We start from the raw sequence: 15,381 nt of genomic DNA, 5'->3' as shown, positions 1-15,381 counted from the left end.
ATCCCGCCGGTGGCGACCGTGACCCAGCTCATAGAACGATCGTTCTCCCACACCTTGTGAGCCCGGTCCCGACCCGCGTAGCGTCAGAGACAGACAGAACGTTCTGTCTACTACTCAAGGAGAACGAACCGCGATGACCGCCCCCGACACGATCGTGCTGATCCACGGCCTGTGGATGACCCCGCTGAGCTGGGAGCACTGGGTCGAGCACTACACCGAGGCGGGCTACCGGGTGCTCGCCCCGTCCTGGCCCGGCCTGGAGGGCGGCGTCGAAGCGCTGCGCCGGGACCCGTCGCCGCTGGCCGGACTCGGCGTCGGCGAGGTCGCCGACCACTACGAGCGGATCATCGCCGACCTGGACCACCCGCCGATCATCATGGGCCACTCGTTCGGCGGCGCGCTGACCCAGATCCTGCTCGGCCGAGGCCTGGGCGCGGCAGGCGTCGCCATCAACTCCGCCCAGGTCAAGGGCGTCTACCGGCTGCCGCTGACGCAGCTCAAGGCGGCCTCGCCGGTGCTCGGTAACCCGGCCAACCGCAACAAGGCCGTGCCGTTCACGCCCGAGCAGTTCCACTACGCGTTCACCAACACGCTCACCGCCGAGCAGTCACGCCAGGTGTACGACCGCTACCACGTGCCCGCCGCCGCGCGGGCGCTGTTCCAGGGCGCGTTCGCCAACCTCGACGGCAGGTCGCCGCTGGCCGTCGACGTACGCCGCGACGACCGCGCGCCGCTGCTGTTCGTCGCGGGCGGCGCCGACCACATCGTGCCCCCGTCGGTGAACCGGGCCAACCACCGCCTCTACCGGCACTCGTCCGCGATCACCGACTACCAGGAGTTCCCCGGCCGCAGCCACCACACCGTCGGGCAGGACGGCTGGCAGCAGGTGGCCGACTACGCGCTGGCCTGGGCCGTGCGCAACGCGCGCTGAGCCGTGGTCCCTACCCTGGTCAGGTGACCGACATGACCGTACGGCCCTCCGCGGCCCGCGAGCGCCTGCTCGCGGCCGCGGCCCAGGTCTTCTACGCCGAAGGCATCCACGCGGTCGGCGTGGACCGGGTGATCGAGCGGGCGCAGGTCACCCGCGCCACCTTCTACCGGCACTTCCCCGGCAAGGACGACCTGGTCCGCGCGTACGTCGAGCACGCCGACGCGGCGATCCGCGCTCGCCTCGACGCCGCGCTGGCGCACACCTCCGACCCGTACCAGCTGCTCGGTCTGCTGGTCGAGGGCATCGGCGAGGACATCTGCGCACCCGGCTTCCGGGGCTGCCCGTTCATCAACGCCGCCGCCGAGTTCCCCGACCCGGCCCACCCCGTGCACCAGGCGGTGGTCGCGCACCGCGCCTGGTTCCGCGCCGCGCTGGTCCAGCTGCTGACCACCATGGCGTACCCGGACCCGCAGCTCGGCGCGGACGCCCTGGTCATGCTGCGCGACGGGGCGATGGTCGCCGGTTACCTCGGCCCGCCCGCCGCCGCCCGCGACAACCTGCGCGCCGCCGTCGCCCGCCTGATCGAGCCCGGCCCGGGTCACGCCGCCCCGTGACGCCCGCGGTCGCGGTGGTGGCCGCGGGAGCGGTCTTCCTGACCGTCGCGGCCGGCGATCCCGTACCGCACACGAACGGCCCGGCACCGGTGACCGGCTCCTCGGCACCGCAGTCCAGCGCCGTGGCGAGCCCGACCCGCGCCGCGACGCCGCTGACCGCCCGGCAACTGCTGCTGACGGCGGCCAGCAGAGCGCCGCGCACCCGGCCGGGCAGGGCCGCTACTGGGTGCTCCGTAAGGAGGGCGGCTGGCGCGTCGAGGTCGGGCCGCCCGGTCGGCGGTACGCGATCAACGACCTGCGGACCTGGGAGGACTGGAACGCCACCGGCCCGCGTGACGAGAGCGTCCACCTGATCCAGCGAGACGCGGGGGCGGAACCGGCTACGGCCGCGGACCGGGCCGCCTTGACACTGACTTATCGTGTTGGAAGCGTGACAGTTGGTCCTGGGGAGGAATCAATGCTGTTCTTCGCGTTCGGCGCGGTGCTCACCGTGTGGGGTCTGACGACCGACAACGGCACGCTGACCACCGTCGGCTGGATCGCCTGGGGCGTCGGGCTCATCGTCGTCTGGATGCGCTCGGCGGGCCGGTTCGGCATGCGCGCGATCATGGCCCGGCGGATGCTCAAGGACATGGACCGCATGCGGGTGGCCGCCGAGAACGGCGACGCGGTCGCGATGCGGGCCCTGGGCAGCATGCTCAAGGTGACCGGCGACTGGGACGGCGCGGAGCACTGGCTGAGCAAGTCGGCCTGGGCGGGCGACCGGGAGGCGATGTTCGACATGGGCCGCCTCGCCGACCAGCGGCACGGGCTGCCCGCCGCCGAGCAGTGGTTCCGCATGGCCTCCGAGTCGGGCCACCCGGTCGCCCGCATGATGTTCGTCGAGGGCGGCCTGTTCCACCGCGACGGCCCGTCCTCCTGACCCGACTCAGACGTCGATCTGGGAGTTGCGCACCGCCCGGGAGGCGTCGGAGCACAGGTAGGCGATCGTGTCGGCGATGTCGGCGGGGGCCGTCCAGCCCTTGCGGTCGGCGTCGGGCATCGAGGCCCGGTTGCCCGGGGTGTCGATGACGCCGGGCAGGATCGTGTTGACCCGTACGCCCTCCTTGCCGTACTCGGCGTGCAGCGCACCGGCCAGGCCCAGCACGGCGGTCTTCGCGGTCAGGTAACCGGCCGCGCCGCTGAACGGCTTGCGCGTGGACTGGCTCGACACCAGCACCACCGCGCCGCCACCCGCCCCGACCAGGTGCGGCAGGGTCGCCTGGCAGACCAGGTACGACGGGCGCAGGTTCAGCCGCAGCATCTGCTCGAAGTCGTCGACGGGCGTCTCGTGCACCCGCCCGCCCATCGCGAACCCGCCCACCAGGTTCACCACTGCCCGTACCGGCCGGTCCGGATCGGCCGCCGCCTGCTCCGCGCACCTGCGCACCGCCGCGGCGTCGGTGAGATCCGCCTGCACGAGCACGAGGCCGTCCGCCCCTGACGGCAGCCGCGACAGCTCGTGCTCGGACTCCCACGGCACGACCACCCGCCAGCCCCGGTCCAGCAGCGTCGCGGTCACCGCCGCGCCCAGCCCGCCAGTACCTCCACTGACCAGCGCCGTCCCGCCCATGGCCACCCTCTCCCGATCACATCCGCACACCCGGCCACCGTCCAGGTTAGAGGCGTCGGCTCAGGGGGCGGCGGTGAGGTGGGCGACGACGCGGTGGGAGAGGGCGGCGAGGGCGGCGATCTCCTCGTCGGTGAGCAGGTCGATCATGTGACGGCGTACGGAGGCGACGTGGTGCGGGGCCGCCTCCTCGATGGCCCGCAGCCCGGCCCCGGTCAGCACGATGATCGAGCCGCGCGCGTCGCCCGCGCACTCCTCGCGGTCGACCAGGCCGCGCTGCTGCATACGGGTGAGGTGGTGCGACAGCCTGCTCTTGGACCACAGCATCGTGGTGGCCAGTTCGGTGAGCCGCAGCCGGTGCGGGGAGGCCTCCGACAGGTTCGACAGCACGTCGTAGTCGGCGTCGGACAGCCCGCTGTCGGCGGCCAGGTCGCGGGTGATCTGCAGGTCGAGCAGGGCACGCATGCGCCGGTAGCCGCGCCAGGCGCGGGCCTGCTTCTCGTCGAGCCAGCGGGGTTCGGTCACCGGGCCACCATACCCCCTTGTTGACATGTCACCAACATGGGCGCTAGCTTGGTGACATGTCAACAAGCAATCCCTGCCCCGCCTGAACGTCGTCATCGCCTCGACCCGCCCCGGCCGGATCGGCCACGTCATCGGCGACTGGTTCGCCGCCGCCGCAACCTCCCACGGCGGCTTCGACGTGCGCGTCGTCGACCTCGCCGAGCTGAACCTGCCGTTCCATGACGAGCCCGGCCAGCCCGTCGACGGCGGGCCGTACGCCCACGAGCACACCCGGCGCTGGAGCGAGGCCACCGACGCCGCCGACGCGTTCGTGTTCGTGATGCCGGAGTACAACCGGGGCTACAGCGCGCCGCTGAAGAACGCGCTCGACTACCTCTACCGCGAATGGCATCACAAGCCCGCCGGCTTCGTCAGCTACGGCATGTCCTCGGCCGGGATGCGGGCCGTCGAGCAGCTCAAGCCGGTGCTCGGCGCGCTGCGCATGGTGCCGCTGGCCGAGTCGGTCAACATCGGCCTGCGCCAGGCCGTCGCCGACGACGGCACGTTCATGCCGTCCGCGCCCATGCGTGCCGCCGCGCAGGGCATGCTGGATGAGCTGCGACTGATCGCCGAACTGATGTCGGCCGCCCGAATCGAGGTGCGAGCATGAGCGAGCAGGACCGACTGTGGCAGGTCATCGGGCGTACGGGCCGGGGCGTGCTGGCCACCGTCAAGCGCGACGGGCGGCCCCAACTGTCAAACGTCGACTACCTCGCCGCCGACGGGGTGATCAGCTTCTCCAGCACGGCCACCCGCGCCAAGATCCGCAACCTGCGCCGCGACCCCCGCGCCAGCTTCCACGTGACCACCCCCGGCGGCGCCACGTACGCCGTAGCCGAAGGCCTCGCGACCCTGTCCGCCACCGCCGCCGACCCGCACGACGCGGCCGTCGACGAACTGGTGGCCCTCTACCGCGACATCCGAGGCGAGCACCCCGACTGGCCCGAGTACCGCGCCGCCATGGTCACCGACGCCCGCCTAACCGTTCGCATCCACGTCGACCACCTCTACGGCTGGCTCGCCTGACCCCCGCCACCGCCCGCCCCTCCCGCCCCACTCGCACGTCGGCGCGCGACGCCGTTCCACCCCCCCCCTCCTCGATAGACGCTGGCCTATCTCATCGAAAATAAGGAGATCAAATTCGATGAGATAGGCCAGCGTCTATAAAAAGCGGGGTCCGGGAGCGGGCCCCCGCGAGCCCGATCGCCGGGCGGGCGCGCCCGGGGCGTGCCAGGCTGGGGGTATGGACGAGAAGCAGATCTTCGAGCGGATCGACAACCTGGTCGCCGAGGAGCACGACCTGCGGACGAGGCGGGTCCAGGGCGCGATCGACCCCGAGACCGAGTCCGCCCGGCTCCGGTCGCTGGAGGAGACCCTCGACCAGTGCTGGGACCTGCTACGCCGCCGCCGCGCGCTCAAGGACGCGGGGGAGAACCCGGACGACGCGAAGCCCGGCGACGTCAAGCAGGTCGAGGGCTACCTGCAGTAGAGGCGGAAAAAGGGTGGGCGCGGGGGACCTCCGCGCCCACCCTTGGCCGTGCCCGGCCGCCGCGTACGATGCCCGCGGCGGCCCGGCCCGGCTCAGGCGACGGCCACCGGTTCCCCTTGTTCGGGGGCGGTGTCGCGCCGGGGTGAGTCCTCGTCGACGAAGTAGTCGTCGTGTGCGGTGCCGTCGGGCCCGTCGGTGACCTTCCCTGCCCGCAGGACCAGCGTCGCCAGCACCGCGACGATGATGTTGACCAGCACCGCCACGAAGCCGACGTAGATCGTCGCCTTGGTGTCGAAGCCGAACTTGTCCAGCGGGAACGCCGAGCCGGCGAAGTGCATCCGGCCGGTCGCCGGGTTGGCGATCTGGTACAGCATCCACATGCCCAGGCCCATGCCGGCCACCCAGCCGGTGATCAGCGCAGTCTTGTGGAACCAGCGGGTGAACAGGCCCAGCGCCACCGACGGCAGCGTCTGCAGGATGATCACACCGCCGATGAGCTGCAGGTCGATGGAGAACTGCGGGTCGAGCAGCACGATGCACAGCAGCGCGCCGACCTTCACCACCAGCGAGGCGACCTTGCTGACCTTGGCCTCCTGGGCGGGGCTGGCCGCGCGGTTCAGGTACTCCTTGTAGATGTTGCGGGTGAACAGGTTCGCCGCGGCGATCGACATGATCGCGGCGGGGACCAGCGCACCGATGCCGATGGCGGCGAACGCGACGCCCGCGAACCAGTCCGGGAACTGCTTGTCGAACAGCACCGGCACGATGGTGTTGGTGTCGACCGAGCCGGGGTTCGCGCCGGGCAGCGGCTTGACGCCCGCGGCGATCGCGGCGAAGCCGAGCATCGCGAGCAGGCCCAGCAGCAGCGAGTACGCGGGCAGCGCGGACATGTTCCGCTTGATCACGTCGCGGTTGCGGGAGGCGAGCACACCGGTGACCGAGTGCGGGTAGAGGAACAGGGCCAGCGCCGAGCCGAATGCCAGCGTCATGTACTGCAGCTGGTTGTTGGCGTTGAGCAGCAGCCCGTCGCCGGGGGCGGGGCTGGCGTCGTACTTGGCCTGCGCCGCGTCGAAGATCGCGCCCCAGCCGCCGAGCTGCGACGGCAGCCAGAAGATCGCGACCAGGATCACGATGTAGATGAGGGTGTCCTTGACGAACGCGATGAGCGCGGGGGCGCGCAGTCCGGACTGGTAGGTGTAGGCGGCGAGGATCGCGAACGCGATGATGATCGGCGCGTGCCGGGCGACCGTGGACTCGCCGGTGACGCCCATCGTCTTGAGCACCGCCTCGATGCCGACGAGCTGCAGCGCGATGTAGGGCATCGTGGCGACGATGCCGGTGATCGCGACGAGCAGCGCCAGCGTGGGGGAGCCGAAGCGCACGCGTACGAAGTCGGCCGGGGTGACCAGGCCGTGCCGGTGGGACACCGACCACAGCCGCACCAGGACCAGGAAGAACATCGGATAGATGATGATGGTGTACGGCACCGCGAAGAAGCCCATCGCCCCGGCGCCGAAGACCAGCGCGGGCACGGCGACGAAGGTGTACGCGGTGTAGAGGTCGCCGCCGACCAGGAACCAGGTGATCCACGAGCCGAAGTTGCGGCCGCCCAGGCCCCACTCGTCGAGGTGTTCCATGTCGGTCGGCCGCCGCCACTTGGCGGCCACGAAACCCAGCGCGCTGACGCCGACGAACAGCACGGCGAACACGATGATCTCGGTGAGATGGTCACGCCACACGGCTCAGCCCTCCCCGTGGCCGCGGCTGGCGGGGATGCGGGGCGCGACGGCGCGGCGCTTGGTCATCCGGTAGACCAGCGTCGTGGTGGAGACGCCGACCAGGATGTACGCCAGCTGCTGCCAGTAGAAGCGCGGGAAGCCGAGCAGGTCGGGACTGGACGCGTTGTAGAAGGTCGTGACCAGCGGCAGCACGATCGGCACGATCAGCAGCCAGTTCCAGGGACTGTGATCGCGATCGCCGGGTCGCCGGTCGGGTGTGGGTTCACCCATGGCACGTGCCTCCTCGCACGAAGGGACGGATCAACGGTGCGCGAGGGAGGATACGCAGCTCGGGCGGCGAGACTTGCCGTTCGTCGTCCTGACACGCGCCGAACGGCGGATTCGGTGCGCTGAACGGTTGGCACCCGCCACCAAAGGGTCGGGCGGATCTGGATCACACTCCCGGTGCCTGCGTGGTGTACGGCATCCCACTGTTGGGTAGGTTCCTCAGATGCCCGCTGTGCCACCTCGTGTCCTCGCTGACCGGTACCGGTTGCTCGAATCTCTCGGCCAGGGCGGGATGGGCATGGTCTGGCTGGCCCGTGACGAGACCTTGCACCGCGACGTCGCGGTCAAGGAGGTCGTGCCCCCGGCCGGGCTCACCGAGGACGAGCGCGCCGAGATGAACGCCCGCTCGCTGCGCGAGGCCCGCGCCATCGCCCGGCTCAGCCACCCCAACGTGGTACGCATCTTCGACGTCGTCACCGTCGACGGTCGGCCGTGGATCGTCATGGAGTACCTGACCGGCAAGTCCATGGCCGCGCTGATGACCGAGCAGGGCCGGCTCGCCCCGGCCAGGGTCGCCGAGATCGGCCTCGGCGTGCTGGGCGCGCTGCGGGCCGCACACGACGCGGGCATGCTGCACCGCGACGTCAAGCCCGGCAACGTCATGCTCGGCGACGACGGCCGCGTCGTGCTCACCGACTTCGGCCTGGCCACCCTGCCCGGCGACCCCGCCGTCACCCGCACTGGCCTGATCCTCGGCTCACCGTCCTACATCTCCCCGGAACGCGTCGAAGGCGGCGAGGTCGGCCCCGCCGCCGACCTGTGGTCGCTGGGCGCGACGCTCTACGCCGCCGTCGAGGGCCAGTCCCCGTACGCCCGGCCCAACGCGATGGCCACGCTCGCCGCGCTGGCCACCGAGGAGCCAGCCCCGCCGCGCCTGGCCGGGCCGCTCAAGCCGCTGCTCGCGGGACTGCTGCGCAAGGACCCGCGCCAGCGCATGGGCGCGGCCGAGGCAGAGAAACTGCTGCTCAAGGTAGCCGGCCGCCGTGGCGGCACGGGCTTGTTCGCGGGCGTACGCCCCGGTGGGGTTCCCGGCCAGCGGCGGACGGCCGCCCCACCGGCGCTTCCCGCACCGGCCGCCGCAGTGGCCGCCGCCGTGCCCGCAGCCGAACGGCCCGCCCGCACCATGCCCGACCCGCAGCGCCCCGCCGAGCCGAAGCCGCCGACCGCCGACACCCCGGCCGCGTCAGCGAGCGGGCCGCCGAACACCCCACCACCCGCCGCGCCCAAGGCGAAGGCCGCCGCGCCCGCACAGCGCACCGGGTCGGCGGACCGCGCCGTCGGCTCTGCCGCTATCCCGCCCCGCGCGGACGGCGCGCTCGTCGCACGTCCTGGCAAGCGGCGGCTGATGGCCCTGCTGGCAGGGGCGGCCGTCGTGGTGGCCGTGCTGGCGGTGGTGATCGTGCCCCGCCTGGGCGGCGGCGGCAAACAGCGCGGTGACGCAGCCGCGGGCAACTCCCCGTCGGCCTCGGCCAGCCCGTCGGCAGCGGCGGCCTCGCCGAGCACGCAGCCGTCGCCGTCGCCGTCCCTGTCACCGGCCGGCCTGGTCCTACCCACCGGCTGGCACCTCTACCGCGACCGCACCGGTTTCGCGGTCGCCGTGCCGCGCACGTGGAAGGTCACCCGCGACGGCACCATCGTGCGGTTCAAGGAGCCCAGCGGCGGGCGGCTGCTGCTGATCGACCAGTCCGACAGCCCGAAGAAGGACCCGGTCGCCGACTGGACGCGCCAGGAGGCCCGCCGCGTCGCCGCAGGGGACTGGAACGACTACCGCAAGGTGCACATCGTCAAGGTCGACTACTTCATCGCCTGTGCCGACTGGGAGTTCACCTACCAGGGCAACTCCGGGCGGGTCCACGTCATCAACCGCGGGTTCGTGACCGGGCCGAAGCAGGCGCACGCCATCTACTGGTCCACGCCGGACTCGCAGTGGCAGGACAACCTCGACGAGTTCGCGCTGATCACGGCCAGCTTCCAGCCCAACCCGGTCTGAGAACGGGTTTGCCTGGTGATCATCGAGGTGGGCATACTCCGCTGATGACCGATGCGTACACGTCCGCGCTGCTGCTGGTGGGCGACAAGGACGAGGAGCTGACCGCGCTGCTGGACCGGGAACTCACCGGATTCAACAATGCGGCGGTCGGCGTACACGAGGAGCGGTCGCTGTCGGTGCGGGTCACCGGCGGCGACGGCGCGGTGATCGCCGGGCTCACCGGCTGGACCTGGGGCGCCAGCGCCGGGATCTCGATGGTATGGGTGCACGCCGAGCACCGCCGCGACGGCTGGGGCGGCCGCCTGCTCGCCGCCGCCGAGGACGAGGCCCGTGCCCGTGGCTGCGACCGGATCAGCGTCTCGTCGTTCTCGTTCCAGGCCCCCGAGTTCTACCGCCGACACGGCTACGTCGCCACCGGCCGCACCGAGGGCTACCCCGGCGACGCCTGCGACGTGCACTTCTTCAAGCGACTAGACGGGCCGGCCACCGCCCCACGGCTGCGGCTGGTCGCGATCGTCGACTACCCGGCGGGCCACGAGGAGACCGTGCAGCGCTACGAAGACGACGTGCTGGCGCTACTGCCCCGCCACGGCGGGCTGCTGGAGCAGCGGCTGCGCGGGCCGGAGGCCGAGGTCCACGTGATCTCGTTCGACTCGCGCGGTGGCCTGGACGGGTACATGGCCGACCCGGACCGTGCCGCCCTGCGCGCCGCGATCGGCGACCTCGCCCCCAACGCCCGCGTACTGACGGTCACCGAGATCTGAAGGCTGTGGACCGGGGAGGCCCTGGGGTGCGATTCCAGGACCTCCCCCTCAACCGCCCAGGGAGAATGGACGGGAGTCTGTGAGCGCGGCGGCCAGGGCGCTTCTGTTAATTCGGCCGCGTGGCTCGGACCAGGAAGGTGGGCTGCCCCCGCCCCGCTGAGGCGGGCGGAGTCACCTCCCGGTGCTCGATGTCCACGAAGCCGTGCTCGTCGAGGCGGTCACCCCACTCGTCGAACTCCAGGTCCCAGCGGGGAAGTGCTGAGACCATGTTCATCGGGGACCACGAGAACGCGAGCGTGCCGCGCAGGCGACGGTGGATCGCCGGAAGCAGCACCTCCGGGTCGACGAACCAGACCGCTCCGAACACGGAGTAGACCGCATCGAACTGCGTCTTGGCCCCTTCCAGGTACGCGACCGCGTCTCCCAGGATGACGTTCAGGTGCGGCCATCGAGTCCGAGCGTGATCCACCTGTACCGGCGAGACATCGACCCCGACACCGTTGTGTCCCATGGCACGGACGTGGGCGAGGTTGCCGCCCTTGCCGCATCCCAGTTCCAGTACGCGGGCACTCGGCTTGAGGTCGAGGACTTCCAGGCCGGGGCCATGATCTGGGTACTGTGTCCAGTTGAACCACGTGCTCGCCCCAGCGGCGTTGACCGGCCGTCGCGGCGCGCAGTCCTGTGCGTACTGATCCCAGGTTCCAGGCATGGCCCCAGCCTTTCACCGGTTACTTCGGGCCGTAATGGCAGCCAGCGTGGCACTGCCTGCACTGCTGATCAGGCTCAGCAATACGCGTAAGGCGCGGCGCGCGGGCCTCGCGACAGATGGCGTGACCACGGGCAGCACGACTGTCACGTCCAGCAGGGCCAGCCTGGCGCGGTAATGATCGGCGGTCACCGACAGTGACTCCTGCTGAGGACACGGCCAGGGCCTGCCGCAGCCGCACCCGCCTGCGCACTGTCCGTGCTCGGCGAGTAGCCGCACGGCCATCACCTGTTGCTTTCGGGCGTACGCGATGAACTGCTCGCGGTCCAGGACGCGACCCCCTCGCGCGCCGTGATGAGACATCTCCGCGCCCGCCATGCGACCCCCTCGCTGACCGTGAACGACATCTGCCGAATGAATGTAGGCAGGCGAGCCGGCGGTCCGGAGGACAACATGTCCTACTTAGATGATGAACCGAGGCCCCTGGTGGGGCGTGGTGTCCTACCGGGGGTTGTCTGTGCTGGTCAGTTCGTTGGCACGCCGATGCGGGAAGCGAGGGACATCAGTCCGGGAAGCCGCTGCCGCGAGCGGCGGGGCAGTAGCTCGGCGACGATCGTGCGCGCCAGCGTCTGATGGGCGAGCATCTCCGGGGCCAGCTTCTCCGCTCGAAGCAGCGTGTGCACTGATTCCGTCGAGCGGAACTCGGCCATCTGCGCCCAGGCGACCGTGAGCAGGTGTCGTGAGCGCATCGCCGGCGAGATCGAGTCGAACGCGGGAACCTGCGTCTCCAGGCGCAGGGCTTCCCGATAGCGGTCATCGGCAGCGGCCACCGTCACCGCTGTCATGCCGGCCAAGGTGGCGCCGAAGCCGAGCCCGGCCAGCGGCGCGGTGTTCTTCTTGTCACTGACACGCGTCTGCCACGGTCGCGACGGGCGCTCCGCCTCCACCCTCGCGGCAGCGCTGGCCAGCCGGGGCAGCAACTCGCGAGCCTCGGCCTGACGCCCCCCACGCGCCAGCGCCACGCAGCCGTAGCGCAGGTTCTCGCCCCAGATGGCCACCTGATCGACATTGGCGGTGCCCATACGCGGCTCGACCTCGCGGGCGGTGGCCATGGCGAGACTTTCGGCCTCCCCGACCAGCCCTTGGCGGGAGAGTAGCCAGACCCTGCTGGCGGACAGCCCAGCGGCTACCAGGGGGTTGTCGCTCGCGTGCGCAGCGGCAAGCGCCTGGTGCATGGCGAGGGCGGCCAGGTCGTCGTGCGCCAGATGTGCCAGTAGCGAAGCAGTCAGGTGCAGGAAGTCGGCCAGCACCTCCTGCGCGCGGACCGTCTCTGTTCCGGAGCGCGCCGCGCGCACCCCGGCCCGCGCGGCGGTGATCCCGTCGGGCAGTGCCCGTGCCAGCGGAGCGTAGCGACCGGACCAGTACAATCGCCAACACTCGCCCAGCTCGGCGCGCTGCGCTTCGGCACCAGGCGGCTCCGCCTCGGGCGGCATGACGTCCAGCACGGCGCGGCGCAGGCGGTACATCTCGCCGTCCTCCGCGCCGACCACGAGCCCTTTGGGCTTGCCGACGAGGTCGGCGACGGTCTGGTCGAGCACTGTCGCGATCCGGATCAGGGTGTCCATGCGGGCGGTGTGCCGACGGCCCTGCTCCAGTTTGCGGATCACGTCGACGGACACGCCCGCCTGCGCGGCGAGGTCCGACTGCGCGATACCGCGTCGCCGTCGGGCCTGCTTGATGCGCTGACCCAGTTGATCCTCGGACATGGCTGCTCCGATCCCGAGCACCGACATTCCACGGTCTGCTGACAGACCATCGAGCACCTTCCAGTATTGCGATGGTGTCATCAATGTCGGCAGCCCGGCGAGTGCTGACGGTCATCGAGATTTGAGCGTGGACGGAGCAGGGGAGGCCCTGGGTGCGATTGCGGGACCTCCCGCTCAATCGTGCAGTGGGTTGCTGGGTGCCACGAGCAACGATCCCGTCATGGAGACCGCATACCGCTTCCTGTCGAACGATCGCCCCATCCAGGTCTCGCGGTCAGCCATGGTCATCGAACGGACGCACCTCGCTGGCGATCTCGCTGTGGAGGCGTGTGACATCGTGTTCCCGAGCGAGCGCTATGAACTGACGTACGTCATCCCGGTAGCGCCCCAGCCGCGCTGAACTACCGTCGGAATATCGATCGCGACGTGTTCCCCCCGCCTGCGTGCTCAGGTCGCCGAGTCCTGATCGCGTCTTGCCAGGGTGGTGAGAAGCCCTGTAGGAGCTTGGTTGCGCGACCATCAGGACAGCACGTCAACGTCATCCGCATGAACCACTACGCCGATGCCGAGGTCGTCCGGGGTCGTGGTGGCCAGCAGCACACCACGCTCGTTCGTCTCTACCACCGATTGGGCCGCGCCACGGCCACCCGGAGTCAGCGTGGCGACCGTCACGCGTCCTGCTGGTCGGCTCGGGCGGCTCTGCTGGCCGCGTGCCGGTCGAGGCGCTGACGGGCTTTAGTCCGACCCTCCTCGGTGATCGCCAGCTCGCCTGTGTTCGGCACATTGTCGTACCAGCTAGACATCATGCGCTGACGGCAGGCGTTGTCGGGAGGTTTCGTGGACGTGCATCTGGCGAGCAAGCGACGGGCAGCCGCCTCGATCGAGGCCGCGTTCCCTGGCGCGGTCGTGGTCGATGTGACTTCGCGAGGGCCGCAGCCGTGGGTGCGGTTGAGCCCGTTCTTCCCTCACGGTGCCATCCCGGTGCCGTTCACACCCGATGTGACCAGCCAGTCCGTGGAGGGCGTCTGGCAGGCGCTGAAGGTGTTCATGCACGCCGACGTGGACGCGGGCAGGCTCGCCGTCACCGCGATGCGCGGCCTGAAGCGCACCTCAGCGGCGTACGGACCACCGCTCGGGCACCGGCGTGGCCTGTACGGGACGGTCCTGCTCGGCTACGAGCACGCCCGCCGCGAGATCTACCTGCCGACATACCGGCACGTGCTGGAGGGTGGGGCCGCCGTCGAAGTGGCGCAGCTTCGTGAACTTGCCGACCGTGGCCCGGTGGTCCTGCTGGACTACACGCTCAACGGCGACCCGGCCGACCTGCGTACTCCGCTGTCGCATGCCGCATTGCTGCGCCGTCACCTGCTCGGCGACTGGCCTTCGGAACACTAAGTAGTCAACTGACTGCAAAAAGTAACCATCTCGGGCATGCCCAGTTGATCGGACAGGAGTAGCAGGTCCGGGGTTCGAGGAGGTACGCATGCGTCAGTGGGTCCGCAGGGCGGCGGCGGTCGCCGTGGTCAGCCTGTCGGCGGGGGTCGCGGGACTGTTGCAGCCCGTTCCGGCGCTGGCCGTCTCGCCCGACATCGTGATCAGCCAGGTGTACGGGGGCGGCGGCAGCGTCGGCGCGACGTACACGAACGACTTCGTCGAGCTGTTCAACCGCGGCGCGAGCGCGGTCGACGTGACCGGCTGGTCGGTGCAGTACGCCGGCGCCGTCGGCAGCGCGTGGCAGACCACCCCGCTGACCGGGACGATCCAGCCCGGCTCGTACTACCTCGTCCAGGAGGGCCAGGGCATGGGCGGCACGACGCCGCTGCCGACGCCCGACGCGGTCGACGACATCGCGATGAGCGCGATCTCGGGCAAGGTCGCCCTGGTCACGACGCAGACCGACCTCACCTGCTCGATCGGTTGCGACACGGCCTCCGGGGTGCGCGACTTCGTCGGCTACGGCATCACGACGTCGTCGGAGACCCTGCCGACGCCGGTGCTGAGCGTTACGACGGCGGCGCTGCGCGAGGACGGCGGCGACGCCGACACCGACAACAATGCCGTCGACTTCGCGGTGGGTGCGCCCCACCCGCGCAGTGGCGCCCAGGCTCCCGACGAGGCGAACCTGTCGGTGACCAAGACCGACAGCCCTGATCCGGTCACGGCGGGGTCGAACCTGACCTACACGATCGCGGTACGCAACAACGGCCCCGACGCCGCGCAGACGGTGGTCCTGCGGGACGAGATCCCGGCCGGTACGTCCTTCGTGTCGTTCACGTCGCCCGCAGGCTGGGCCGCCAGCACTCCACCGGTTGGCGGGACCGGTGAGGTGAGCGCCACCAAGGCGGCCGTGGGCAACGGCGAGACCGCCACGTTCACGCTGGTCGTGGCTGTCGCCGCAGGCACCACCGGCACCATCTCCAACAGCAGCGGCGTCACCAGCGCCACGTTCGACCCGGTCACCGCCGACAACGGCGACACCGAACGCACCGACGTCGGCCCGGGGACTCCGGTGTGCACGATCACCGGCACCGAGCGCGGCGACATCCTCAACGGCACCCTCGGCGACGACGTCATCTGCGGCCTGGGCGGCGATGACATCATCAGCGGCCTGGGTGGCAACGACGTCGTCTACGGCGGCCCCGGCAGCGACCTGATCAATGGTGGGCCGGGCGACGACATGGTGTACGGCGAGGCGGGCCACGACTTCATCAAGATCCGCGACAAGGTGGCCGGCAACGACAACGCCGACGGCGGGCCGGGCTTCGACCTGTGCAGCGCCGACCTGCTCGACGCGGTGCTGAGCTGCCCCTGACCGCGGGCACCTGAGGCCACTGCCGACCTGAGCTCCACCCGTGCCTGGCGCGGGTGGAGCCCTCGGCGTT

The 15,381-nt window shown here is 70.8% G+C and carries 19 protein-coding genes; 11 read left to right on the top strand and 8 right to left on the bottom strand.

What is annotated here, in order from left to right:
- Positions 1 to 133: 133 nt before the first annotated feature.
- The 3 genes from HAV40_RS12365 (at position 134) to HAV40_RS12355 (ending at position 2,467) form a co-directional block, all read left to right on the top strand.
- Positions 134 to 931 (top strand): alpha/beta hydrolase, encoded by a 798-nt coding sequence (locus tag HAV40_RS12365; RefSeq protein WP_166381086.1) that lies wholly within the window; start codon positions 134 to 136, stop codon positions 929 to 931.
- 32 nt (positions 932 to 963) lie between these two features.
- Positions 964 to 1,545 (top strand): TetR/AcrR family transcriptional regulator, encoded by a 582-nt coding sequence (locus tag HAV40_RS12360; RefSeq protein ID WP_166381164.1) that lies wholly within the window; start codon positions 964 to 966, stop codon positions 1,543 to 1,545.
- Between the two features lie 457 nt (positions 1,546 to 2,002).
- On the top strand, positions 2,003 to 2,467 hold the full coding sequence (locus tag HAV40_RS12355) for a tetratricopeptide repeat protein (protein WP_166381085.1): 465 nt from the start codon (positions 2,003 to 2,005) through the stop codon (positions 2,465 to 2,467).
- A 6-nt stretch (positions 2,468 to 2,473) separates the two neighbouring features.
- Here the strand turns inward: HAV40_RS12355 and HAV40_RS12350 are convergent, their stop codons facing one another.
- Together HAV40_RS12350 and HAV40_RS12345 are read right to left on the bottom strand one after the other, a co-directional pair.
- The gene (locus HAV40_RS12350) at positions 2,474 to 3,157 is read right to left on the bottom strand and encodes an SDR family NAD(P)-dependent oxidoreductase (protein ID WP_166381084.1); all 684 of its coding nucleotides are present in this window, start codon (positions 3,155 to 3,157) and stop codon (positions 2,474 to 2,476) included.
- A 60-nt stretch (positions 3,158 to 3,217) separates the two neighbouring features.
- The gene (locus tag HAV40_RS12345) at positions 3,218 to 3,679 is read right to left on the bottom strand and encodes a MarR family winged helix-turn-helix transcriptional regulator (RefSeq protein WP_166381083.1); all 462 of its coding nucleotides are present in this window, start codon (positions 3,677 to 3,679) and stop codon (positions 3,218 to 3,220) included.
- Between the two features lie 73 nt (positions 3,680 to 3,752).
- On the opposite strand from HAV40_RS12345, the gene HAV40_RS12340 reads away from it, so the two are divergent.
- From HAV40_RS12340 to HAV40_RS12330, 3 genes are all read left to right on the top strand, one after another.
- A complete protein-coding gene (locus HAV40_RS12340) occupies positions 3,753 to 4,328 on the top strand; it encodes an NADPH-dependent FMN reductase (protein ID WP_166381163.1) in 576 nt (191 codons plus the stop codon).
- Entirely contained in the window at positions 4,325 to 4,744 is a 420-nt protein-coding gene (locus tag HAV40_RS12335; protein WP_166381082.1) for a PPOX class F420-dependent oxidoreductase, read from the top strand. The genes HAV40_RS12340 and HAV40_RS12335 overlap by 4 nt, the downstream gene beginning before the upstream one ends.
- Positions 4,745 to 4,961: 217 nt before the next feature.
- Positions 4,962 to 5,207, top strand: a complete 246-nt coding sequence (locus tag HAV40_RS12330) for a DUF2630 family protein (protein WP_166381081.1) — start codon at positions 4,962 to 4,964, stop codon at positions 5,205 to 5,207.
- 92 nt (positions 5,208 to 5,299) lie between these two features.
- On the opposite strand, the gene mctP is transcribed toward HAV40_RS12330, so the two are convergent.
- Together mctP and HAV40_RS12320 are read right to left on the bottom strand one after the other, a co-directional pair.
- Positions 5,300 to 6,946, bottom strand: coding sequence for a monocarboxylate uptake permease MctP (gene mctP, locus HAV40_RS12325; RefSeq protein ID WP_166381080.1), 1,647 nt, complete (start codon positions 6,944 to 6,946; stop codon positions 5,300 to 5,302).
- 3 nt (positions 6,947 to 6,949) lie between these two features.
- Complete coding sequence (locus tag HAV40_RS12320) at positions 6,950 to 7,216, bottom strand: DUF3311 domain-containing protein (RefSeq protein ID WP_166381079.1); 267 nt, start codon at positions 7,214 to 7,216, stop codon at positions 6,950 to 6,952.
- A 220-nt stretch (positions 7,217 to 7,436) separates the two neighbouring features.
- Between HAV40_RS12320 and HAV40_RS12315 the strand changes: the two genes are divergently transcribed.
- A complete protein-coding gene (locus HAV40_RS12315; protein ID WP_166381078.1) occupies positions 7,437 to 9,263 on the top strand; it encodes a serine/threonine-protein kinase in 1,827 nt (608 codons plus the stop codon).
- A gap of 44 nt (positions 9,264 to 9,307) precedes the next feature.
- Positions 9,308 to 10,027, top strand: coding sequence for a GNAT family N-acetyltransferase (locus HAV40_RS12310; RefSeq protein WP_166381077.1), 720 nt, complete (start codon positions 9,308 to 9,310; stop codon positions 10,025 to 10,027).
- A 106-nt stretch (positions 10,028 to 10,133) separates the two neighbouring features.
- On the opposite strand, the gene HAV40_RS12305 is transcribed toward HAV40_RS12310, so the two are convergent.
- The 3 genes from HAV40_RS12305 to HAV40_RS12295 all read right to left on the bottom strand — a co-directional run bounded on the left by HAV40_RS12305 (position 10,134) and on the right by HAV40_RS12295 (position 12,499).
- On the bottom strand, positions 10,134 to 10,736 hold the full coding sequence (locus HAV40_RS12305; protein WP_166381076.1) for a class I SAM-dependent methyltransferase: 603 nt from the start codon (positions 10,734 to 10,736) through the stop codon (positions 10,134 to 10,136).
- Between the two features lie 12 nt (positions 10,737 to 10,748).
- Positions 10,749 to 10,925 carry a hypothetical protein gene (locus HAV40_RS12300; RefSeq protein ID WP_166381075.1) on the bottom strand — a complete coding sequence of 59 codons (177 nt, stop codon included), beginning with the start codon at positions 10,923 to 10,925 and terminating at the stop codon, positions 10,749 to 10,751.
- 332 nt (positions 10,926 to 11,257) lie between these two features.
- The gene (locus HAV40_RS12295) at positions 11,258 to 12,499 is read right to left on the bottom strand and encodes a helix-turn-helix domain-containing protein (RefSeq protein ID WP_166381074.1); all 1,242 of its coding nucleotides are present in this window, start codon (positions 12,497 to 12,499) and stop codon (positions 11,258 to 11,260) included.
- 220 nt (positions 12,500 to 12,719) lie between these two features.
- Here HAV40_RS12295 and HAV40_RS12290 point away from each other — a divergent pair, with 220 nt between their 5' ends.
- Complete coding sequence (locus tag HAV40_RS12290; protein ID WP_166381073.1) at positions 12,720 to 12,899, top strand: hypothetical protein; 180 nt, start codon at positions 12,720 to 12,722, stop codon at positions 12,897 to 12,899.
- A 119-nt stretch (positions 12,900 to 13,018) separates the two neighbouring features.
- Here HAV40_RS12290 and HAV40_RS12285 read toward each other — a convergent pair whose 3' ends face one another.
- A complete protein-coding gene (locus HAV40_RS12285) occupies positions 13,019 to 13,171 on the bottom strand; it encodes a hypothetical protein (RefSeq protein WP_166381072.1) in 153 nt (50 codons plus the stop codon).
- Positions 13,172 to 13,336: 165 nt separating this feature from the next.
- Between HAV40_RS12285 and HAV40_RS12280 the strand changes: the two genes are divergently transcribed.
- The gene (locus HAV40_RS12280; protein WP_166381071.1) at positions 13,337 to 13,894 is read left to right on the top strand and encodes a DUF6939 family protein; all 558 of its coding nucleotides are present in this window, start codon (positions 13,337 to 13,339) and stop codon (positions 13,892 to 13,894) included.
- A gap of 88 nt (positions 13,895 to 13,982) precedes the next feature.
- Positions 13,983 to 15,311 carry a lamin tail domain-containing protein gene (locus tag HAV40_RS12275; protein ID WP_166381070.1) on the top strand — a complete coding sequence of 443 codons (1,329 nt, stop codon included), beginning with the start codon at positions 13,983 to 13,985 and terminating at the stop codon, positions 15,309 to 15,311.
- Positions 15,312 to 15,381 lie beyond the last annotated feature (70 nt).

This window comes from Catellatospora methionotrophica (genome assembly GCF_011297335.1).
Classification (GTDB): Bacteria; Actinomycetota; Actinomycetes; order Mycobacteriales; family Micromonosporaceae; genus Catellatospora; species Catellatospora methionotrophica.
This window is presented reverse-complemented; position numbering and strand designations above follow the sequence as displayed.

Bases quoted from the DNA above. Each gene is read 5' to 3' on its own strand.
- HAV40_RS12330 (WP_166381081.1), top strand. From the start codon at position 4,962: ATGGACGAGAAGCAGATCTTCGAGCGGATCGACAACCTGGTCGCCGAG.
- HAV40_RS12295 (WP_166381074.1), bottom strand. From the start codon at position 12,499: ATGTCCGAGGATCAACTGGGTCAGCGCATCAAGCAGGCCCGACGGCGA.
- HAV40_RS12275 (WP_166381070.1), top strand. From the start codon at position 13,983: ATGCGTCAGTGGGTCCGCAGGGCGGCGGCGGTCGCCGTGGTCAGCCTG.
- HAV40_RS12310 (WP_166381077.1), top strand. From the start codon at position 9,308: ATGACCGATGCGTACACGTCCGCGCTGCTGCTGGTGGGCGACAAGGAC.
- HAV40_RS12290 (WP_166381073.1), top strand. From the start codon at position 12,720: ATGGAGACCGCATACCGCTTCCTGTCGAACGATCGCCCCATCCAGGTC.
- HAV40_RS12355 (WP_166381085.1), top strand. From the start codon at position 2,003: ATGCTGTTCTTCGCGTTCGGCGCGGTGCTCACCGTGTGGGGTCTGACG.
- HAV40_RS12320 (WP_166381079.1), bottom strand. From the start codon at position 7,216: ATGGGTGAACCCACACCCGACCGGCGACCCGGCGATCGCGATCACAGT.
- HAV40_RS12315 (WP_166381078.1), top strand. From the start codon at position 7,437: ATGCCCGCTGTGCCACCTCGTGTCCTCGCTGACCGGTACCGGTTGCTC.
- HAV40_RS12365 (WP_166381086.1), top strand. From the start codon at position 134: ATGACCGCCCCCGACACGATCGTGCTGATCCACGGCCTGTGGATGACC.
- HAV40_RS12350 (WP_166381084.1), bottom strand. From the start codon at position 3,157: ATGGGCGGGACGGCGCTGGTCAGTGGAGGTACTGGCGGGCTGGGCGCG.
- HAV40_RS12305 (WP_166381076.1), bottom strand. From the start codon at position 10,736: ATGCCTGGAACCTGGGATCAGTACGCACAGGACTGCGCGCCGCGACGG.
- HAV40_RS12335 (WP_166381082.1), top strand. From the start codon at position 4,325: ATGAGCGAGCAGGACCGACTGTGGCAGGTCATCGGGCGTACGGGCCGG.
- HAV40_RS12360 (WP_166381164.1), top strand. From the start codon at position 964: ATGACCGTACGGCCCTCCGCGGCCCGCGAGCGCCTGCTCGCGGCCGCG.